This window comes from Candidatus Delongbacteria bacterium (genome assembly GCA_020634015.1).
Classification (GTDB): Bacteria; CAIWAD01; CAIWAD01; order CAIWAD01; family CAIWAD01; genus JACKCN01.
Genome location: JACKCN010000011.1, coordinates 1 through 21,336 on the forward strand (window position 1 = coordinate 1; position 21,336 = coordinate 21,336).

Consider the following 21,336-nt stretch of genomic DNA (forward strand, 5'->3'; position numbering starts at 1 on the left):
GGACGAGATGGCGGACGAGGTGGTGGACAGGGTAGCGGTCAAGGCAGGGGACAAGGTGCGGGTCGAAGCGGTCGACGCCGCCTTGCACGCGGTGGCGGTCCTTTCAACCGTTCCCCCATGGACCACCCCGACGGCCCCATCGACCGTCGCCCTGATCATCACCCTGCATGGTTCCCGTTGTGTCGGGCATCCGCGCCCGCCCGTGGATTCCCCACGGGCTATCGTTGCATGATGCCCCGTTCGGGGCTTGGTGGGTGTGAGTGTGCGTTGTCATCCGCATGTGTTGGTGGGCACGCTGCGGTTTGCCCACCACGCGGGATGACCGCGACTCAAAACGCCCCGCAGGGGCATCCTGTCCCAGCCGCGGGGAGCATTCCCAACGCAACGCTTTGGGATGAGCTCAGATCTTCCGAACGGCAGGGTCGGCCGACACGGGCACTCGCATCCGGTGATACTCCCGGATCAGGAACCAGTACATCACCACACCCGCACCGTAGAGTGATGCGGTCAGCATGAAGATCTTCCAGTAGGGCAGCTGCAGAGCACGCAGGTGCTGGAAGATCTTGGCACTGATGAACCACGAGCCGCTCCAGATGCTGGAATTGAGCGCGGACAGCAGTTCCTGGTTGCGCGGGCCGATGTACTCCATGGTCATTTCGCTGGTCATGGGCTGGGCCATGTTCATCAAAGGCTGGCGAAGGATGAAACACGCGATGGCCACGAACACGACTCCCGGCAGTGAAGGCGCCAGCAGTTCGGTGAGTGCCATGACGACCAGGAACAGGATCGCCGCACTCTGGCTGCCCAGGATTCCCCAGTAGTACCCGACGCGCCGCCGGATCACGGGCGTGGAGAGGCTGGCCAGCAGCACGAGCACGGCGGACGCGCTGCCCAGCAGGCTGAAGGTGGCCGAGTCGATGCCGAACACGGAAAAGAAGAACAGGTTCACGAAGGGAATCGTCAGCCCGGCCCCCACGGCAATCAGCAGGGTGGGCACCACGGCCCGCAGGATTCTGTTCCAGTCGTAATCCAGCATGTGCCGGTGCAGCAATGTGCCGGTGTCCCTGCCCGTGGCGGGATCCGGTTCTTGAATGCGCATCATCAATGGCAGTGCCAGGAAACTGAGCAGCACCAGCGCCAGCAGGATGTGATGCTCGTCCCAGGGGAATGCCAGACCGCCCAGCCGGAATTGCTCCAGCGAGGTCAGGCCGGCAATCATCAGACCCGCAAGGATCAGCGCCAGCGACCAGGTGGCGAAGTTCAGCGAGATCGACTCGGAGCGAGCGGCAAACGGCACGTAGCGCATGATGAAGGGCAGTGCGCAGACCTGGCTGAGCATGATCGACACACCCCAGATGAACACACCGGCATGCATCCAGGGCGAGCTCTGCGCCTGGATCGCGAACAGAATCAGCAGGCTGGCGAAGGGAGTGAGCACGGCGCTGGCCAGGAAGAACGGTTTGAGCCGGCGGCCGCGAATGAAGAGCCCCATCGGGAAGGCCAGCGCCAGCACTCCCAGGAAGCGGAAGCTGGTGAAGAAGGCGATCTGGTCGTCCATGAATCCCTGCTTGCGCAGGTGGATGTTCAGAATCAGCATGAACGACGAGTTGACCAGGTTCAGCAGCAGCTCGGCTCCCACCAGCAGCACGATGATCCGGGGCACACGGCGATATCTGATCATGACCGACAACAACGAGGAGTTCATTCCGGGAGTCCCTGTCCTGACTGGCTGGCCCAAGCTAGGAGTTTCCGGCACGCCGCGACGGTCCCCCGGCTCCCGGATATGGCGCTTTGACTTTGCTTGCCCTCAGCAGTAGTTTGCCGGGTCGCAACCTTGATCATTGGAGTATGCATGTCATTGCTGAACGATCTGAACCGAGACTATCTGGAATTGCACGAGAGCAAGGAAAACGCCTTCTGGTCCTCGATGATGGGACTGACGGGCGCCGACCAGCAGGAATTCAACCGGCGCGAGATTGCCCTGAAGCATTTCATCAGCGATGCCTCCTGGATCTCCCGGTTGCGTGACGAGCTGGAACGCCCCGACCTGACAGCCGACGAACGCGAGGGTCTGGAGGGCTGGAAGCGCTTCTTCGAGGTCAATGCCATCGAAGACGAAGGCGCACGCCGACTGCAGGCCGAAATCATCGAGCTGGAAGGCCGGCTCGACTCCGCCCGCCGCACCATGGCGTTGGGGTACACGGACCCGGCAACGGGCAGATTCGAACGAGCCAGCAGCGTCAAACTGGGGCTGATGCTGGCCACCCACAAGGACGAGGCGGTCCGCCGCGCGGCCTGGCAGGGCCTGGGGTCCATCGAACCCTTCGTGCTGCAGAATGGCTTCCTCGAGATCGTGACCCAGCGCAATCGGCTGGGACGCCTTCTGGGCTACGAAGACTATTACGACATGAAGGTCAGCCGCAACGAAGGCTTCTCCAAGAAGCGCCTCTTCGAACTGCTGGATGAGCTGGAACGGGATACGCGCGACGCTGCCAGGCGCTCGGTGGACGCGGTGGTCCAGACCAATGGCGAAGCCGCCAGAGACCCCTGGAACTTCGGCTGGTTCACCAGTGGCGATCTCACGGCCCGCAAGGATCCGTACCTGCCTTTCGCCGGCTCCTTCAGCAATTGGGTCAAGTCCTTCGCCGCCCTGGGCATTCGCTATTCGGGCGCCAATCTGACCCTGGACCTGGTGGACCGCAGCGGCAAGTACGAGAACGGCTTCATGCACGGCCCCGGCCCCGCCTGGGTCGACCGGGGCACCTTCCGCCCGGCACGGATCAACTTCACGGCCAACGCGGTGCCCGGGCAGGTGGGCAGCGGCCATCGCGCCCTGCAGACCTTCTTTCACGAAGGCGGACACGCGGCCCACTTCAGCAACATCCGCAAGCCGGCGCCCTGTTTCGCGCAGGAATTCGCGCCCACCTCGGTGGCCTTCGCCGAAACCCAGTCGATGTTCCTGGACAGCCTGATCAGCGACCCGGACTGGCTGCGCCGCTATGCCAAGAATGCCGCCGGCGAGGCCATGCCCGAGGAGCTGATCCTGGAAGGGCTGAGGCTGTCGCACACGCTGCGCGCCTATGTGCTGCGCACCATGCTGGCGGTGTCCTACTTCGAGAAGGCACTCTACGAACTGCCCGAGGCCGAGCTGAAGCCCGAGCGGGTTCTGGCCATCGCCCGGGATGCGGAACAGCGCCTGTCCTTCCTCAACGCCAGCGCCCGCCCCCTGCTGAGCATTCCGCACCTGCTGGCCGGCGACAGCTCGGCCTATTACCATGGATACACGCTGGCCCAGATGGCCGTGTACCAGACTCGCGCCTTCTTCCTGCAGCGCGACGGCCATCTGATGGACAACCCGGCCATCGGCCCCGATCTGGCCCGTGCCTACTGGGCACCCGGCAATTCGCGCACCTTCCTGCAGCTGGTGCAGGACCTGACCGGCGAGCCCTTCTCGGCCAAGGCCACCGTGGCGCTGGTCAACCAGCCGCTTGAAGAGGTGGAGAGCAATGCCCGCCGCGCGTTCGAACGCGAGCGCAAGCAACCGCATTTCGCGGGAGACCTGGACCTGGATGCGGAAATCTCCGTGATTCACGGCGACCAACGGATCACAAGCAGCGCCGACCGCAGCCTCGAGCAGGTCGGGCAGGAATTCGGCCAGTGGATCCAGTCCCTGGCCTGAGAACTCAACCCGCCCTCCGTCAGGCGGATCACCCGGACAACACAAGGAAATCCAATGGCTGAGACCATCAACGAAATCACCATCGAGTGGACCGATGACGACGGCAAGGTCCTCGTCAAGGAACTGAAGAAGGAAGTGCTGACCAGCGGTGCCTGGTCCACGATCCTGTTCGCCTACCAGGACCTGGAGCGCGCCAGTGGCAACTACGGGCCGGTCAAGTTTCGTGTGGGCCGCTATCAGAAGCGCAATGGCGTGTTCCGTCCCCATTCGAAGTTCAACATCTCCTCGGTCAAGCAGGCGAAGCAGCTCATCGGTCTGCTGAATACCTGGATCGAAGAATATGGCGACCAGGCAGGCGGCGAGGCGGCCGAGAGCGACGAATAGCTCTTCTCCGGCCTTGCCGGACACAGCAGTTTCGGGCCGCCGTCCATGCGTGACGGTTCACACGATGCCGGGGTGATTCCCGGCATCGTGCGTCAGGCCAGCGTGGGTTGGAGCATGGACGTGTCCTGAAAGGGTAGAGTCGTGCAGCGTTCCCGGATCAGCGACCGCTTGCGACACGTGAACTGGCGCAGGCTGCCCGTACGCATTCTGCGCCTGCTGGCGGGGCTGCTGCTGCTCACCGTGTGTGCGGTCCTGCTGTTGCGCTGGGTGCCCGTGCCGATCTCGGGCATGATGCTTGAACGCCAGGCCCGCACCCTCTTCGACTCCAAGGCCCCGCCCCTGCATCACAGCTGGACCCCGCGCGAGCAGATCTCCCCGCAGGCCGCCCTGGCGGTGATCGCCGCCGAAGACCAGCTCTTCATGAGCCATCATGGTTTTGATATGAAAGCCATCGGCAAGGCCATCGAGCACAATCGCCGTGGAGGCCGGGTCCGCGGGGCCAGCACGATCAGCCAGCAGGTGGCCAAGAACCTGTTTCTCTGGTCGGGACGCAGCTGGCTGCGCAAGGGGCTGGAGGTGGGCTTCACCGTGCTCATCGAAGCGCTCTGGCCCAAGGAGCGCATACTGGAAGTGTATCTGAACATCGCCGAGTTCGGCGACGGGATCTACGGCGTGGGGGCTGCCTCCGAGCTGCTGCTCAAGACCAGTCCCGAGCGCCTCAGCGCCAACCAGGCCGCACGCCTCGCGGCCGTGTTGCCCTCACCCAGGCGTTTTTCCGCCAGCAAACCGTCACCGTATGTGATACGGCGAGCCGCCTGGATCCAGCGCCAGATGCGCCAACTGGGCGGCGTGGAGTATCTCCCTGAATGGCATCGCAAGTCCAGCGACGGAAACGCCCGGAAGAAATAGTTCGCGGCAAGCAAGGAGCGCGGAGCCATTGCAACGAGAAGCGCCGGAATCACTTCCGGCGCTCTGGCTCAGGGCATCAGTCATCGTCTTCGTCGTCATGCTCGCGACGTGATCGGTGCTCCCCGTTCTCGCGCGAACCCCCTTCCCTGCTGCCTCCCCGACCGATGATCTCGTGCTCATTGCCGCTGCGATGGCATTCGACGCAGTTCTGGAAGTCACGAATGCCTTCCTCCCTGTGCTCGCGGGCGATCTTCGCGGGGCTGTGGGCGTGGCAACCGGTGCAGGTGTACTCCTCGTAACTTCCGGCCTGCTTGTGGCAATCCAGGCAGCGCGCCGGGTGATGGCGGTCGAAGCGGAACCAGCGCTCGTGATCGAAATCCGCCGGACTCCAGCTTCTGGTCTGGTGGCAGGCACGGCAATCGGGATCCGGTGACAGGCCGGCATGCAGCTGATCCTCGGGCAGGTCCGGCCGGTGGCAATCCAGACAGGAGACACTGGCGGTCTTCAGCAGGTCGTGTTCGAATCGGGCGGGGCTCCAGGCATCCTGGCTGTGACACTCGCCGCACGAAATAACCACACTTGCATGCAGCGGGTCTCCGGGCAGTTGGTCCTGATGGCAGGCCAGGCAGTCGTTGACCAGATCCTCCGGCAAGCGGGCATGGCTGAAACCCGTGGCTGCTCCACTGCCCAGACGGCCCGCATGTTCCATGTGACACTCGGTACAGGCCCGCTCGGCATTGCGCTGGTGCAGCCCCTGCAGCGCGGAACGCGGATTGCTCAGCGGGGAACCGGCCACCGTGAGCAATCCGATCTCGGCGGGCCCATGGCACGCCATGCACTTGTCCGCCTGCACTCCCTGACCGATGGTGTGGCAGGCCGTGCAGTCATTGGCCAGAGACGCATGTGCCTCGAGCAGCTGTCCGGGCTGGATCGCGATGCCCGGAGCGAACCAGGCCAGACTGCCCGCGGCCAGCAGGATCATTCCCAGGATGAAGAGTGTGCGATTCATTGGATCACCACAGCAGCAGGGTTGCGAAAATGTGAACCAGGGCCAGCCCGGCAAAGAGCATGGTCAGCGGCATGTGCACACTGCGCCAGCGCTGCATGCTGTCGGTCAACAGGGCCAGGCCCTGCAGCTGCCGCTCGACCTCATCCGGGTTCAGACCCTGGGCGACCAGCTCACCCTTGCGGCTGGCCATGCCTTTTCTGGCCCGGGCCAGCAGGTACTTGCCCGTCAGTCCACTGGCGATGACCACGACCATCGCCAGCAGCGCAAGCCAGGGAATCAGCGCATTCAGGTGGATCCCCGCATGCACCAGCAGCACCAGCCCTCCCAGCCAGCCGAGGGTCTCGTGCAGTTGCAGCAGTTTCTTCGGGGAGCCTTTCTTCAGCAGCTTGCGCCGCCGCAGGGAATGGACGAACGAAACCACCAGCAGACCCGTGCCCACCGGGCCCAGCCAGCGGCCGATCCAGATCAGCCCCATGGCATGGAGTACGAGATCGGTCAGAATGGCCAGTCCAAGCAGACCGACGAAGACTAGAATGGAGGGCGCCACTGTGGCACCCAGGAATTTGCGCATGTTCGCCTGATGTATTGAGTGGTCCGGCCTGACGCAATGATGACACTCGCGGTTGGCTGGAGACAACCGGTGTCCAGCGCGCCAATACACGAAAAATGCCCTGCGTGTTCCAGCGCACCGCTTGTTTGTATTACCGAACTGTTGACGACACAACCAACATGGATCGCCGTGCCGCAGACATGAAAAGCGCCGGAATCTCTTCCGGCGCCCAGACATTGCAGAGTGTGCTGACGATGCGAAAGGCGGATCAGGCCAGCGCCGGTTCGCGGGGCTTGCTGACCGAGGAGGCCGCGCCCACGGCGCTGCCCACCTGAAGCGACTCGAACCAGTCGAGGAATCGTGTCACATCCTGACCGCGGAAGATGCAGCCATGCTGGGGCACCATCATCTCGATGTCCAGCGCACGCACGCGCCGCACCCAATCATTCTTGGCGCGATTGCTGGGCATCCAGCGCTTGTGGAAGCCCTCCATGTACTGGGGCATCTCATCGAAGTTCTCGACGAAACAGCTGGCCTGGGGCGGCACCAGAGCCGCGCCGATGTCTCCGCTGAAGAGAATCTTCGCCACAGGATCATAGAGCGAGAAGTTGCCCGAACTGTGGCAGTAGTGCGCCGGAATCAACTGCAGGTTGCGGCTGTTGCCCAGCGGCATGGTCATGCCTTCATCGGGAATGCCCGTGATCTCCCGTGATCCACCGAAGTGCGGAATGAAGGAACTCCAGATCCACGAGGCGTACACGGACAGATTCGGCTTGATGCTGAACCACATCGAGAGGCTCGAGATGATGTCCGGATCCTGATGACTGGCGACCAGGGCCTCGATGTTCTCGATGTCGATCTCGCGTGACACGGCCGCGATCATTGAGGGAAAGATTTCCAGCCCGCCCGGATCCAGCAGAATGCCCTTGCCGTGATCCATGACCAGATACTGATTGGAGTCGATCAGCGAATCCGGCTTTTCCGGATCGCGACCGAAGAACATCCAGCGCCTGTTGCCGTTGTTGAACAGTTCCATCGTCTTCAGCATGGGACCTCCGGGAGTGTGACCGCTGGGCGGGTTCAGTTCAGTTGCAGGCCCATCGTGCGCACCGAGGCCATCAGGTTGAGAATGCGCTCGCGGGCGTCGTTCTCGATGCGGCCGATGCGGTTGGCCATGTTGTTGATGTCGTGAGCCACGGTGGTCAGATCCCCATCGGCCTCACATTCCACGCGCTGTGCTTCGATCATGGATGAAATCGCGATGAAGCGACACTGGCGCACCGCGATCTGGTTCAGTTCGCTGATCAGGCGATTCAGGCGCAGAATCTCGTTGCTCAGGTTCTCCAGGCACTGATTCGAGTCGGCATGTCCGCGCAGAACCTGTTCGTCCACCTGGAGCCGGGTCTTGCCCGTGCTGCGCAGGGATGTGGTCGGCACATCGCTGGCCATGAAGGTCTGCGCCTGCAGGAACAGCGACGTGCGCTTCTCGATCTTGCCCCACTCTCCAATCAGCTTGACGATGCGATTGAAGACCTGTTCCAGCGAATTGATCTGCATGCCCAGGTTGTCGGAGAGCTGGTTCATGTCCTTCACGACCACGCTGAACGCAGCCGCTGCCGGCCCCACTTTCAGGCACGAGGTCTCGGCGTTCAACGAGAGATGGCGGGTTTCACGAATCAGTGGCCTGATTCCCGCGAATGCCCGGTTGATCGAGATGACTTCGCTGCGGAACTCGATGAACTGCTGACTGCTGTCTCTGCTCATGGGTCGCGGGCTCCTGATCCATTGAACCTGCGGGACGGAATGCCCGTCCGCTCAGTATCGACCAACGCGGGCAGCACCTTCAAGAGAAAGAATCGGGCCCGACGCCAAGTGCGACGGGCCCGACAGGTCATTCGGTTCTGGTGAGGACTCAGGCTTCCTTGCCGTGGCAGGCCTTGTACTTCTTGCCACTGCCGCAGGGGCAGGGGTCGTTGCGGCCCACGCGGGGTCCTTCGCGACGCACGGGTTCCTGCTTCTGCTTCGCCACCTGCCGCTCTTCCCGGCTGGTGGTCTCGGGGGCCAGGGCGCCCGCGCTCTGGATCAGGTTGGTTTCCTGATGGATGGCCTGGACGCGCCCTTCACTGGCCGCGCGATTCAGGGCCACATCCTCGTCCCTGAGCTGCAGCTGGGCGCGGAAGATCAGCTGCAGCGCGTCCTCGTAGGTGCGCAGCAGCATGTCCTCGAACATGTCCAGCGCGGCCTTCTTGTACTCAACCAGAGGGTTCTTCTGGGCGTAGGCCTGAAAACCGATGCCGGCGCGCAGCTCGTCCATCTCGGCCAGATGTTCCTTCCAGCGGCGGTCGATGGAGGTGATCATCGCATAGCGCGTCAGGCGTCCCATCAGGTCGTCACCCAGCAGCTCGGCCTTGCGCTTGAGGTTCTCGCGGGCGATTTCCAGGGTCATGTCGAAGATGTCGGTGCGGGTCAGCTTGCGCCGGGCCTCCTCGTCCCAGGGCAGGTTCACCAGCAGGATGCGCAGCAGGTCCTGGCGCAGCAGGGGCCAGTTCCACTCGTCGGGCGCATTGGGCGGATCACAATGCTTGCTCGTGATCAGCTCGACCACTTCCTCGATCATCTCGTCCATCGCCTCGCTCAGGTCCTCGCCCATCAGGGCCGAGCGGCGGCGCGTGTACACCGTGTTGCGCTGGGCGTTCATCACATCGTCGTATTCGAGCAGGTGCTTGCGGATCGAGAAGTTCTGCTCCTCGACCCGGCGCTGGGCCTTTTCGATCTGGCTGGTCATCATGCGATGGCTGATGACCTCGCCTTCCTTGAGGCCCAGCTTGTCCAGCACTCCGGCCATCCGGTCGGAGCCGAAGAGGCGCATCAGATCGTCTTCGAGACTGAGATAGAAGATGGAGGCGCCCGGATCGCCCTGGCGCCCGGAACGGCCGCGCAGCTGCAGATCGATGCGCCGGCTCTCGTGGCGTTCGGTGCCCAGAATGAACAGGCCCCCCAGCTCGGCCACACCCTCGCCCAGCTTGATGTCGGTGCCGCGACCGGCCATGTTGGTGGCAATGGTCACGGCGCCGCGCTGGCCGGCGTTCTTCACCACCTCGGCCTCGCGGCGATGCTGCTTGGCGTTCAGCACGTTGTGCGGCACATTCGCGGCCCGCAGGCGCTCGCTGAGCAGCTCCGAGACTTCCACGCTGATGGTGCCCACCAGCACGGGCTGCCCCTTGTGATACAGCTCGGTGATCTTCTCGGCCACGGCGATGTACTTCTCGCGCTTGCTGCGATAGATCTGATCGTCGTCGTCACTTCGTGCGATCGGACGGTTGGTGGGAATCTCCATCACGTCCAGTTTGTAGATCTCGAAGAACTCCTTGGCCTCGGTGAATGCCGTGCCGGTCATGCCCGCCAGGCGCTCGTACATGCGGTAGAAGTTCTGCAGGGTCACGCTGGCCACGGTCTGGGTCTCACGCTCGATCGTGACACCTTCCTTGGCTTCCAGCGCCTGATGCAGACCGTCGGAGAAACGACGTCCGTGCATGATGCGACCCGTGAACTCGTCCACGATCTGCACCTTGCCGTCCTGCACCACGTATTCCACGTCACGCTCATACAATGTATAGGCGCGCAGCAGCTGGCTGATGTTGTGGATGCGCTCGCTGCGGTCGCTGAACATCCGGTTCAGCTCATCCGTGGCACGCATGCGCCCTTCCGCGTCGAGAGTCGTGTCTTCTTCGATGCGCACCAGTTCAAGTGACAGATCGGGAATGGTGAACATGTCCTCGTCACCACCCGTGTACTCGGCCAGTCTGAGCCGCCCCTTCTCCTGCAGATCGATGCTGTGATTGCGTTCGTCGATGGAGAAGAACAGCTCGCCGTCCAGCTCGTGCATGCGCTTCTCGCGCAGGTAGTCGTTCTCGACCTTCGTGATCTGGCGCGTCGTGCCTTCGGTCTTGAGGAAGTCGATGAAATCCTGGTGCTTGGGTGTGCTGCGCTGCACCAGCAGCAGGCGGAAGCCCGCTTCGTAGCGGCTGTCGGCATCTTCCTTGGGCCACAGTTCCTTGGCTTCGGCCATCAGCTTGTGAGTCATCTCCAGCTGATCCTTGACCAGCCGTCCCACGGGCGCCTTGAGCTCGTCGAACTTGTGAGTGCTCTTGTCCACGGGCCCGGCGATGATCAGCGGCGTGCGTGCTTCGTCAATCAGCACGCTGTCCACCTCGTCCACGATGGCGAAGTGATAATCGCGCTGCACCAGGCTGGACGGATCCATGACCATGTTGTCGCGCAGGTAGTCGAAGCCGAACTCGTTGTTGGTGCCGTAGGTGATGTCGCAGGCATAGTTGCGCTGACGCAGTGCGGGATCCATTCCATTGAGGATCACACCCACGCTCAGTCCCAGGTATTCGTATACCGGGCGCATCCACTCCATGTCGCGCTGGGCCAGATAATCGTTGACCGTGACCAGATGCGCACCGCGCCCGGTGAGGCCATTGAGATACAGCGCCAGCGTGGCCACCAGGGTCTTGCCCTCGCCTGTGGCCATTTCGGCGATGCCGCCCCGGTGCAGCGCAATGCCGCCGATGAGCTGTACATCGTAATGCACCATGTCCCACACGGCGGGATTGCCCACCACCAGATACTCGTGTCGAGCATCCTTCAAGCGCTGCGCAGCCTCCTTCACAACGGCGAAGGCCTCGTGAAGGATGTCATCGGTGGTCTCGCCGGCCTTCAGGCGCGCACGGAACTCATCGGTCTTGGCTTTCAGCTGCTCCTCGCTGAGGGCGGAGAGGCCCTCGCCAAAGCTCTTGATCTTGAGAAGATCCGGGGTGTACAGCTGGATCGTCTGTTCGCGGCGATCGGATTTCTTCGCTCCGCCAAAAAGGCTCTTGACCAGTTTCAACATGGGGGACTCGGTTCCTGTGAACTGTGGCCGGGCACATTGCACGGCCGTTTGGACAAACCGCTGAAGTTATGGCCGGCCCCTGTCAGTTACAAGGAAGCGGCTCCGAAGGCTGCGCCGAGGCGGTCCTGCCCGGATGAAAAGCAGGCCGCCAGCGGAACAACCACTGGCGGCTCAATCAGGTTCCGGTGCGTGAACCTGTCTCCGGCATATCGGACGAAGGGCACGGTCATTCGCAGAAAATGCGCACCGTATCTCCTTTGCCGGAATCCACATCCACCTGCAACTCACGCAGGGCTTCGATCAGTTCCTCACCTTCGAGGCCACTCAGCGACGCAATGTCCACTCCCTTGTCCCTGAGGCGCTCGCGGGCATCCTCGGGAATCATGGTGCTCAGCTTCAGCCCGGTGCGGACCAGGGCCATCGGGATGCGGATGTTCACCACATCTTCCTTGGCGCTCTGGACCATGATGCGCAGAAACTTCAGCGGGGCGCGTCCCGTGCTGACGGCGCGGGTCATGCTGGACCCGGCCTCTTCCGAGTGGGCGGACCCGGCCATGCCGGACACGACGACAGCCCGGACATCCTTGCGAACACTTTCCTGGGGAGACTCCCGGGTCTTTTCCTGCAAGCGCTCCAGCAGACGCTCGGCGTCTTCCGCACTGATCTTGCCTTCGGCCAGCATCTGCAGCACACTCATGCGTTCGGGATTCATGGTCACCTCCTCAGTTCAACATTGCCAGAGCCTGGTCCACGGTGATTTCGCCCCGGGCCAGTCGCTCCAGGATCAACTGGTTGGGAGTGGGCACCTTGAATTCCGAATCCAGGCGCTCGATGATGCGGTTCAGCCGGTTCTTGATCGTGGGATAGCTCACCGAGAACAGCTGCTCCATCTTGCGAATGGACCCGTGGTGCCGCAGAAACGCCGCCACGAAAACCTGTTCGTCAAGCTCGAGGCGTGCCAGGGCCGGAAGATCCCACTGCCCCTCTAGGACTTGCCCACATCCACCACAGCGCGCTTTTTCCAATTGCAGGCTGGAGCGACAATGGGAGCAGGTTGCATTGAAAATGTTCATCATCACCTCCTCGTTGGGCCACAAGAAATCACCGGAAATTGAAATTGTCAACTCTGGAATTGAGTTTTTCAATTCTGGAATTGAATTTTCAAGGCGCGCGCTCACCGGGCCCGTTCTGAACCCGTGGTTCACGCCCCACTCCCCTTTTCTATCTTCGCCCGTCCGCGTCCCTTGTCAGCGGACAGCTCAACCGGGAGTCTCCCATGTCCGCCTCCATCTCGCGTTTCCTGCTGCTCGCCATTCTGCTTGGCCTGGCCCCTCTGGCTGGCGCTCAGTCCTTCTCCAACTGGATCGGCGGACTCTTCGGCACACCCGAAGCGGGTCGCCAGGCCCGCGTGGACAGTCTCTTCGCCAATCTTCCCGCGGGGCAGGGCCCCATCCGCGAAGCGGACCGCGCCTGGTTCGTCTACAGTGGCAACGCCACCAGCGTGGATCTGGCCGGTGACATGAGCGGCTGGAACCCCAGCTTGGCCCTGAGCCACGTCAGCGGCACCAACTTCTGGTTCAGGGAGTTTCTCTGCGCCAGCACCGCCCGGCTGGATTACAAGCTGGTGCTCAACGACAGCCAGTGGATCCTGGATCCAACGAACCCCAACACGATCAGCGGGGGATTCGGACCCAATTCCGAGCTGGCGATGCTTGACTATGTCCAGCCCGTGGAAGTTCTGGATCACGGATACCCGGCCTGCACGCGCACGACCCACGCCGGATTCTTCAGCCCACAGCTGCAGAACTCGCGCACGATCCAGGTCGTCACACCGCCGGGTTATCCGGATGAAGGCACCTACCCCGTGCTGATCGTACACGACGGCCAGGACTATCTGAGCCTTGGCAGCCTCGAGAACATTCTGGCCTGGATGGCCGTCGAGCGACCCCAGACCCGGCTTCCCATCTGCGTCTGCATTCCTCCGGTCAATCGCAGTGCCGAGTACGACGGCAATCAGCAGACGGCCTTCGGCCAGTTCGTGATGGACACGGTGATTCCTTTCATCAACCAGAATTATGCCACCGCGCCCGACGATCCGGCTCTCTGGGGAACCATGGGAGACAGCAGCGCCGGGGACATTGCGACCTATCTGGTGGGCGAGTACCCGCAGCAGTTCGGACGCGCCATCGCGATGAGTCCCTACCTGCCCGCGGCGCAGTATGCCAGAATCAGCCAGCGCCCGATCGAGGACTTCCGCTTCTGGATGAACTGGGGCACCTATGACATCGCCACACTGCTGCCGTTGATCGCCAGCTTCCGCAGCATGCTCGAAGAGCGCGGCGTGACACATCAGGCGCTTGAGTACGAGGAAGGGCATTCCTGGGGATTGTGGCGTGCGACGGTGGAAGAGGGAATCTCGTTCTGCTGGCCCCGTGAAAGCGCCGTGTCACCCGAGGGGCGCAGCGAACGGCCCGAGAGGATGGAGCTGCGGGCCTGGCCCAATCCGTTCAATGGTCGCCTGAGAATCGAGTTGGGTGATCACCCGCAGGAGGCACAGCTGCAGATCTTCAATCTGCAGGGGCAGTCCGTGAGCATGGGGCTGGAGCAGGAACAGGCCGGTCGCTGGGTCTGGGAGCCCGGCGAGCTGGCCAGCGGCACCTACTGGCTTCGAGCGGCCAGCGGACAGCAGGTCAGCAGTCGGCGGATTCTGTACCTGAAATAGGTCAGGAAGGGCGGATCAGTCGTCCGACAGCTCGCCACCGCATTTGGGACAACGTGCCGAGCGGCTGATGGCGTAGCCCGCGATCACCCCGCCCAGGACCCCACCGAAGATCGCCACGACCAACGCCCCGATGAAGGCGCCCACCAGTCCGATGCCCGAGCCGATGAATGCTCCGATCAGGGCACCCGCCACGATGGCCGCGACCCGGGTCATGGAATTCACTCCAGGGTAGACCGTTCCACAGATGGGGCAGGTGATGCTTTGGCTCATGGTGTCCTCCTGCTGACTTGAACCCGACGCATGGGTACGTGGCCACCATTATCGGATGCTGGCGCTGCATTCCGTATGACTCTGGTCACGCAACTCACGCCCCCCACTGATTTTACTTCCTCCGGCAAGCTTTGCGGCTGTCGATGATTCCATCCGACAGGCTCTGCCCGACGGGGATGTCCATCCTGCACACTGCCATGCGAAACGCCCAGCCGGTGAACTCCGAAAGCTGTTTTGTCGATACTTGCAGGAATGCCGGAAGAAGAGCGGGGCACCATTGAATCAAGGCGGGCAGCGAGCACACATGGAAATCCATTCAGACCGGCGCATTCTGGTCGTGGAGGATGATCCCACGAGCCGCAAACTGCTCTGCGATCTGCTGACCAAGGCCGACTACAGACCACTGGGTCTGGAGAGCGCGGCCGAAGCACTGGAATTCTTCCGGAATGACTTCTACCCGCTGGTGCTGAGTGACTGGATGATGCCCGGCACCAGCGGCCTGGAGCTGTGCAAGCAACTGCGGCGCAGCGACTTGCCCGGGTATGTGTATTTCATTCTGCTGACCGCGCGCAACAGCACCGACGACGTGATCCAGGGGCTGGAAGCGGGCGCCGACGATTATCTGACCAAGCCCTTCAACAAGACCGAATTGCTGGCCCGTCTCAACACGGGACACCGGATCCTGCAACTGGAATTCCGCTTGAAACTGGCCAACGAGGAAATCATTGCCCTGGCCAACATGGACGCGTTGACCGGCTGCTACAATCGGGGTTTCCTCAATCACCAGGGCCCGCTGGAATTCGCGCGCACCCACCGCTATCAGCGGCCGATTTCGCTGATCATGGCCGACATCGACCATTTCAAGCGCATCAATGATTCCTGGGGACACCTCACCGGTGATCACATCCTGATCGAGTTCGCCGACAGACTGCAGCGGACCCTGCGGCAGGGAGTGGACTGGTTGGCGCGCTACGGGGGCGAGGAGTTCGTGATCGTGCTGCCGGAAACCGATGCCGAAGGTGCGACACGCATCGCCGAGCGCATCCGGATGGCCGTGAATGCTCTGCCCTTCATCGCGGACAACCACAGCATTCACCTGACGGCCAGTTATGGTGTATGCGATATCAACAGCATTCCTGAAGGCGTTGATCAAAGCTTCAACGCTCTGCTGAACATCGCCGACGAAATGCTCTACAGCAGCAAGCACGCAGGTCGAAACTGCATCACGCACGCTCCGACAGGATCCGTGAAGCCGCAGCGCAAGTAACACGTGACGGCCCGCTCCGGGTTTGCCGTCCTGTGCATGCTCTCAGGCGAAGCTCCCCAATCCCAGCATCACCAGCGTGCAGTTCTGGACCACTTCGATTCCGGCGGCTTCCAGTGCGGGCACAAGCGACGGGGCCTCGCTGCCCGGATTGAAGATCACCCGGCGGGGCGCCAGTGCCAGAATGGGGCCCTCGAGGGTGGCGCCGATCGTGGGTGAGACGTAGACGGTCAGCGTATCCACCGGACGCGGCACCCGGGCCAGCGAAGGTACCACGGTCAGCCCTTCCACCGTCTGCAGTGAAGGATGCACCGGAATCACCACGTGGCCGTGTTCCAGCAACATGCGCACAGCACGATTCGAATAGCGTTCCGGCTTGTCACTGGCGCCCAGCACCACCACTGTCAGTCCTTGATCCGGCATCGGAGGATTCCTTCAGTTTGGCGGGTCGGTCTGGTCGCGCCGTGCCCGGGGAGACACCATGCGCCACTGGACCCGTCGTTGTTCGCCCGCGTGCTCCAGATGCACTTCCAGCGCCGGTTCGAGCAGCTGGTCCAGGGCCAACTCGGGCCATTCGATCAGGGTCAGGGCGCCGCTGGATACACTCTCTTCCAGCCCGATCGCATCCAGCTCACGCGCGTGTTCCAGGCGATACAGATCGTAGTGATGCAACTCGCCCGAATGCCAACGGTAGACATTGCAGAGCGCCCAGGTGGGACTGGTGACCGCGTCCTCGACACCCAGCGCGGCGCAGAAGCCCTGGCTGAATGTGGTCTTGCCGGCGCCAAGGTCGCCCACCAGCAACACCACCAGGCCCGGTCGGGCCAGCCCGGCCAGCTCGGCACCCAGAGCGCGCGTGTCGTCTTCTCCCGTCAGCAGACGCTCTCCCGTTGTCTCCACCATCAGCGCGGCTCCAGAATGGCCACGGGCAGGATCATCTCTTCCATCGAGAGACCGCCATGCTGGAAACTGTCCCGGTAGTGGCTCAGGTACTTGTTGTAGTTGTTGCCGTAAAGGAACATCATGTCCTCGGGCGCGAAGGCCAGCGACTGGTTTGGATTGTCCGCAGGGAGACGGATCAGCTCCGGCGTGCTCACCAGGAAGGCTTCGCGCTCGTCCTCGACCCGCAGGTTGCGACCGATCTTGTAGCGCAGGCCCTGGCTGGTATCACGGTCGCAGTAGATCCGCGCACCACGCTGGACCCGGATCGAACCGTGATCGCTGGTGACCACGATGTGGTAGCCCTTCTCCTGGAATGCCTGCATGATCTTCAGCAGCGGGCTGTGCCTGAACCACGAGGCCACCACGCTGCGGTAGGCCGCTTCGTCGGGGACCATTTCGCGCAGGATTTCGTTCTGGCTGCGGCTGTGGGCCAGGATGTCCACAAAGTTCCAGACCATGGAGACGAACTGGTGATTGAAGAGGTTGTCCACCTTCTTCAGAGTATTCTGCGCCTCTTCCAGATCGATGACCTTGATGTACTTGTGTTCGGGCTTGAACTCGAACCCGTTGAGCTTCAGCTGGTGATCCAGGAACTGGCGCTCGTTGCGGTTGGTGCTGCCCTCGTCTTCCATGTTGCGCGTCCACAGTTCGGGGTGGGCGCGCGAAATGTCCAGCGGGTACAGTCCGGCGAAGATCGAGTTGCGCGAATAGGGAGTCGCGGTGGGCAGGATCGAATACTGGATCCGGCGTGTCACGTGAAACAGTTCGCGCAGTGATTTCTCCAGCACCATCCAGTGATCCATGCGCATGCAGTCGATCACGCAGAACAGCACCTTGCGCTGGTCGCGCAGCAGGGGCATCACATGCTCGCGCACCACGGCGGGGCTCATCGAGGGACCATCGCCCTTGGTGATCCAGTCGATGTATTCGCGCTCGACAAGCCGCGCGAATTCGCGGTTGCATTCCTTGCGCTGGTCCTGCAACGTGGTGCCGAAGCCCAGACGGGGATTGTCGTCCAGTTCCAGTTCCCAGGCACAAAGCTGCTGGTGGATCTCGGCAAAATCCTTCCAGTCGGCGCCCATGGCCAGCCGACGCCCGATGTCGGCCAGACCGCGCATGTAGTCCTGGCTCAGCCGGGCCTGGGTGATGCTCGAGCGATCGATGATCTTCTTGCAGGCCGCGATGATCTGGCTGGGGTTCACCGGCTTGATCAGATAGTCGTCGATCTTGCCCCCGATGGCCTGGTCCATGAGCGACTCTTCTTCGCTCTTGGTGATCATCACACAGGGCAGACCCGGATCGTGAGCCTTGATCTCTTCCAGTGTGTCCAGCCCTGTCTTGCCGGGCATGTTCTCGTCCAGCAGGACGATGTCGAAATGCTCGGTGCGCACTTTCTCCACCGCATCCTCGCCGTTGGTCACCGGAGTGACCCGGTAACCCTGCTTCTCAAGGATCATGATGTGGGGGCGCAGCAGTTCGATTTCGTCATCGGCCCACAGGATCTGTCGTTCGGCCATTGAGCAATGTCTTTCGTTTGATCTGGGTCAGTCCTCGCGCCCGTCCGGTCGGGGCAGGGCAAGCAATTCGGCGCGCAGTGCCGGGTCCGCCGCCAGCGGGTTTTCTCCGAGGGACTCCAGCAGTTCCAGCAGTGTGGCGCTCAGCAAGCGGTAACTGAGACCCGCGCGGGTCGAGCCGTGTTCCGCCAGCCAGTCGAGATGTCGTCGCAGGCTGACCGTGTCACCGCGTCGCAGGGGGCCGCTGAAGGCGGGCTGGCCGCTGGCCTGAGCCAGTTCCTGATGGCGCAGGGTCTGGCTCATGATCGGCAGAAGCGCCGAACGCATTTCCCCACGGCGTTCGGGAGCCCAGAGCTGCAAGGCCTGTTCGAGCAGCGCCGGCAGCAGGTTGGAAACCCACACGGCTGACAGATGCCAGGCCAGTTGTTCTTTTTCATCCAGGACCCTGTACTGAGCACCCAGGCTGTCCAGGAGCTGGCTCAGCATGCTGGTCGCGGCTTCCGTTCCACAAAGCCCCCACCAGGGAATATGTGGTTCCTTCTCCCACAGATCGCTGTGGTCCGGCGGGAAGCTCTGCAGCGGATGCAGCAAGGCGGGTTGCCAACCCAGAGCCTGCAGAGGGTTCAGCACGGCCAATGGGGTGGCGGCACTCAGGTGGGCCACCACTCCCGGTTTGGGTCCCGATCGGTGCCGCAGCTCTTCCACAAGAGCAGGCAGCTCGCGGTCCTGCACGGCCAACAGCAACAGCTCGCAGTCGGGCAGCACCTTGGGCACGTCGCGCCGGATGGGCAAGTCATGGGAACCGCGACGGGAGCGGTCGATGAGCAGATCACACTGGAATCCGTGTGCCCGACTCAGGGCTTTCAGAACCGCACGCCCTGCAGCGCCAGCCCCTATGCAGATGCAACGAATCGACGGCATGGATTCTCCAGTTCTTTGCCCGGTGATGCGACAGGCGGGTCCGGGAGGCCCGGCACTGGAAGGAATCAGCGGCTGAGCAGGAGGGATCGCTCGGGGCCGGTGGAAACCCAGCTCAGCCGGGCGTTCAGCGAGTCAGCAAGGAACTCGAGGTAAGTTCGGGCCTCGACGGGCAGATCTTCGTAGGACTTCGCCTCGGCGACCTGCCCCTGCCAACCCGGCCAGCGGCTCCAGATCGGCTCCACGGGTCCTTCGAGCAGGGATGTATCCTCGGGAAAGTGCTCGTGCAGGACGCCATTCAGACGGTAGGCGGTGCACACAAGGATCTCCTTGACTCCGTCCAGAATGTCCAGCTTGGTGATCGCCAGATCGGTAAAGCCATTGACGCGGGCCGACTGACGGGCGGCCACCATGTCAAACCATCCGCAGCGCCGGGGCCTTCCGGTGGTGGCACCGAACTCTCCCGCACGGCGGCGGAATTCATCTTCGAACTCCGGGTCGTCAAAGGCGCTGGGAAAGGGGCCATTGCCCACCCGCGTGGTGTAGGCCTTGAAGATGCCAATGACCTGACGCACCTGCATGGGTGACACGCCGCCACCGGTACAGGCACCGCCCGCGATGGGATTGGAGGATGTCACGAAGGGGTATGTGCCCCAGTCCACGTCCAGCAGAGCGCCCTGGGCACCCTCCATCAGCACATCGGCGCCTTCGGCCAGCAGGTCGTTCACCGGACGGGAGGTGTCCCCCAGATAATCCTGCAACTCGCGGCCCACGGCCAGACTGTCTTCCAGGATCTGATCCACATCCAGCAGGGGAAGTCCGGCGGCCTTCAGTCGGTCGGCCAGCTCGAGGCAACGCTCCTGGATGCGGGGAATCAACCGTGCGGGGTCGAGGAAGTCGGCGAATCGCAGCCCACGGCGGGAGATCTTGTCCACATAACACGGACCGATGCCGCGGCGCGTGGTGCCAATGGCTTTCTGGCCCGCCTCGCGTTCGGCCAGATCGTCCAGCACCAGATGCCAGGGCATGATCACATGACAGGCGGGGGAAATGATCAGGTTCTCGCTGCCGTGGCCGGCAGCCTGGACTTCGGCGATTTCGGTGCGCAGGGCCCAGGGGTCCAGAACGACACCCGGAGAGATGTAACAGAGGCAATCGGGGTGGAGGATGCCGGTGGGCAACTGATGCAGCACGAGCCGCCGCCCCCCGCGCACGACCGTGTGGCCGGCATTGGGGCCGCCTTGATAGCGTACGACGGCCTTGAACCGGGGTGACAGAGCATCGACGATCTTGCCTTTGCCCTCATCACCCCACTGGCCGCCGACGAGAATCGAGACCGGCATGAAGAGGCTCCTAGTGGCGCAGCATTTCCTTGTTCTGGTAGCGCTGGTACCATTCGATCAGGATCGGAGAGGCGATGTAGATCGAGGAGTAGGTACCCACGATGATACCCACGAACAGGGCGAATACCATCGGCTTCAGTGTTTCACCACCGAAAATGAGCATGACCACGACCACGAACAGGGTGGTGGCGGCGGTCAGGATGGTACGGCTCAGGGTCTGGTTGATGCTGGCGTTGACGATGTCGACGATCGGCCGCCCCGCCATGCGCTTCAGATTCTCACGGATGCGGTCATAGACCACGATGGTGTCGTTCAGCGAGTAGCCCACGATGGTCAGCAGGGCCGCGATGATCGAGAGGCTGATTTCCGTCTTCAGAATGGAAATGATGCCCATCATGATCAGCACGTCGTGCGCCGTGGCGGCAAGGGCCCCGATGGCGAACTTGAACTCGAAACGCACCGTGATGTACACCACGATCAGCAGCAGTGACACAACCACCGCCAGCAGGGCGTCCCACTTCAGCTCTTCACCCACGCGGGGGCCGATGCGGTCGACCTTGCGCAGTTCATGGGCATTGTTCTGGAACTTGCTGTTGAGCAGGGATTCGATGGCGGCCTGCTTGTCGGCACTGACCTGCTCACCGGGAATCTTGATCAGCGATTCGGTGCTGTTCTGCTGGATGTCCTTGAGCGTCGTGATTTCGGCGGAAATCCCGGCTTCGTTCAGGACCGTGCGCAGTTCCCCGTCGGACACCGGTTGCTCGAAGCGATACTGCAACAGGGTTCCGCCGGTGAAGTCGATGCTGTAGACCAGGCCATGGTGAATGACCATGAAGAACAATCCCACCAGCAGCAGCAGGCCGGAGGCCCCCAGTGCGTAGAAGCGCTTGCTGGCGAAATCGATCTTGCTTTCGCGAATGAACTCCATGGGAGCA

Annotated in this window: 20 protein-coding genes; 5 read left to right on the forward strand and 15 right to left on the reverse strand. The window is 62.5% G+C overall.

The features are described 5' to 3' along the window. Positions 1-400 precede the first annotated feature (400 nt). Positions 401-1,705 carry an MFS transporter gene (locus H6678_15000; GenBank protein ID MCB9475107.1) on the reverse strand — a complete coding sequence of 435 codons (1,305 nt, stop codon included), beginning with the start codon at positions 1,703-1,705 and terminating at the stop codon, positions 401-403. A 147-nt stretch (positions 1,706-1,852) separates the two neighbouring features. Here H6678_15000 and H6678_15005 point away from each other — a divergent pair, with 147 nt between their 5' ends. The 3 genes from H6678_15005 to mtgA all read left to right on the forward strand — a co-directional run bounded on the left by H6678_15005 (position 1,853) and on the right by mtgA (position 4,972). Further along, positions 1,853-3,679 carry a peptidase M3 gene (locus tag H6678_15005; GenBank protein ID MCB9475108.1) on the forward strand — a complete coding sequence of 609 codons (1,827 nt, stop codon included), beginning with the start codon at positions 1,853-1,855 and terminating at the stop codon, positions 3,677-3,679. A gap of 54 nt (positions 3,680-3,733) precedes the next feature. After that, positions 3,734-4,063, forward strand: coding sequence for a hypothetical protein (locus H6678_15010; protein ID MCB9475109.1), 330 nt, complete (start codon positions 3,734-3,736; stop codon positions 4,061-4,063). 177 nt (positions 4,064-4,240) lie between these two features. Next, positions 4,241-4,972 (forward strand): monofunctional biosynthetic peptidoglycan transglycosylase, encoded by a 732-nt coding sequence (gene mtgA, locus H6678_15015; GenBank protein MCB9475110.1) that lies wholly within the window; start codon positions 4,241-4,243, stop codon positions 4,970-4,972. A gap of 76 nt (positions 4,973-5,048) precedes the next feature. Here the strand turns inward: mtgA and H6678_15020 are convergent, their stop codons facing one another. The 7 genes from H6678_15020 to H6678_15050 form a co-directional block, all read right to left on the reverse strand. Next, positions 5,049-5,981 carry a cytochrome c3 family protein gene (locus tag H6678_15020; protein ID MCB9475111.1) on the reverse strand — a complete coding sequence of 311 codons (933 nt, stop codon included), beginning with the start codon at positions 5,979-5,981 and terminating at the stop codon, positions 5,049-5,051. A 4-nt stretch (positions 5,982-5,985) separates the two neighbouring features. Then, the gene (locus tag H6678_15025) at positions 5,986-6,552 is read right to left on the reverse strand and encodes a hypothetical protein (GenBank protein MCB9475112.1); all 567 of its coding nucleotides are present in this window, start codon (positions 6,550-6,552) and stop codon (positions 5,986-5,988) included. 247 nt (positions 6,553-6,799) lie between these two features. Continuing rightward, positions 6,800-7,576, reverse strand: coding sequence for an MBL fold metallo-hydrolase (locus H6678_15030; protein MCB9475113.1), 777 nt, complete (start codon positions 7,574-7,576; stop codon positions 6,800-6,802). A 35-nt stretch (positions 7,577-7,611) separates the two neighbouring features. After that, positions 7,612-8,295: a hypothetical protein gene (locus H6678_15035; GenBank protein MCB9475114.1), complete on the reverse strand. Its 684-nt coding sequence runs from the start codon at positions 8,293-8,295 to the stop codon at positions 7,612-7,614. Between the two features lie 148 nt (positions 8,296-8,443). Then, entirely contained in the window at positions 8,444-11,428 is a 2,985-nt protein-coding gene (gene secA, locus H6678_15040; GenBank protein ID MCB9475115.1) for a preprotein translocase subunit SecA, read from the reverse strand. Positions 11,429-11,654: 226 nt separating this feature from the next. Continuing rightward, complete coding sequence (locus H6678_15045; protein MCB9475116.1) at positions 11,655-12,140, reverse strand: hypothetical protein; 486 nt, start codon at positions 12,138-12,140, stop codon at positions 11,655-11,657. Between the two features lie 10 nt (positions 12,141-12,150). Beyond that, positions 12,151-12,501: a DUF2089 domain-containing protein gene (locus tag H6678_15050; GenBank protein ID MCB9475117.1), complete on the reverse strand. Its 351-nt coding sequence runs from the start codon at positions 12,499-12,501 to the stop codon at positions 12,151-12,153. A gap of 203 nt (positions 12,502-12,704) precedes the next feature. Here H6678_15050 and H6678_15055 point away from each other — a divergent pair, with 203 nt between their 5' ends. Next, complete coding sequence (locus H6678_15055; GenBank protein ID MCB9475118.1) at positions 12,705-14,150, forward strand: T9SS type A sorting domain-containing protein; 1,446 nt, start codon at positions 12,705-12,707, stop codon at positions 14,148-14,150. Positions 14,151-14,165: 15 nt separating this feature from the next. Here H6678_15055 and H6678_15060 read toward each other — a convergent pair whose 3' ends face one another. After that, entirely contained in the window at positions 14,166-14,420 is a 255-nt protein-coding gene (locus tag H6678_15060) for a hypothetical protein (GenBank protein MCB9475119.1), read from the reverse strand. 304 nt (positions 14,421-14,724) lie between these two features. Between H6678_15060 and H6678_15065 the strand changes: the two genes are divergently transcribed. After that, positions 14,725-15,687, forward strand: a complete 963-nt coding sequence (locus H6678_15065; GenBank protein ID MCB9475120.1) for a diguanylate cyclase — start codon at positions 14,725-14,727, stop codon at positions 15,685-15,687. 42 nt (positions 15,688-15,729) lie between these two features. On the opposite strand, the gene H6678_15070 is transcribed toward H6678_15065, so the two are convergent. From H6678_15070 to secF, 6 genes are all read right to left on the reverse strand, one after another. After that, positions 15,730-16,107: a CoA-binding protein gene (locus H6678_15070; GenBank protein ID MCB9475121.1), complete on the reverse strand. Its 378-nt coding sequence runs from the start codon at positions 16,105-16,107 to the stop codon at positions 15,730-15,732. Between the two features lie 12 nt (positions 16,108-16,119). Beyond that, the gene (gene tsaE, locus H6678_15075) at positions 16,120-16,587 is read right to left on the reverse strand and encodes a tRNA (adenosine(37)-N6)-threonylcarbamoyltransferase complex ATPase subunit type 1 TsaE (GenBank protein MCB9475122.1); all 468 of its coding nucleotides are present in this window, start codon (positions 16,585-16,587) and stop codon (positions 16,120-16,122) included. Then, on the reverse strand, positions 16,587-18,143 hold the full coding sequence (locus H6678_15080) for a response regulator (protein MCB9475123.1): 1,557 nt from the start codon (positions 18,141-18,143) through the stop codon (positions 16,587-16,589). Before H6678_15080 ends, tsaE begins: the two co-directional genes overlap by 1 nt. A gap of 27 nt (positions 18,144-18,170) precedes the next feature. Beyond that, positions 18,171-19,061: a DUF2520 domain-containing protein gene (locus H6678_15085; GenBank protein ID MCB9475124.1), complete on the reverse strand. Its 891-nt coding sequence runs from the start codon at positions 19,059-19,061 to the stop codon at positions 18,171-18,173. 65 nt (positions 19,062-19,126) lie between these two features. After that, on the reverse strand, positions 19,127-20,401 hold the full coding sequence (locus tag H6678_15090; GenBank protein MCB9475125.1) for an adenylosuccinate synthase: 1,275 nt from the start codon (positions 20,399-20,401) through the stop codon (positions 19,127-19,129). A 10-nt stretch (positions 20,402-20,411) separates the two neighbouring features. Next, complete coding sequence (secF, locus tag H6678_15095) at positions 20,412-21,329, reverse strand: protein translocase subunit SecF (protein MCB9475126.1); 918 nt, start codon at positions 21,327-21,329, stop codon at positions 20,412-20,414. Positions 21,330-21,336: the final 7 nt, after the last annotated feature.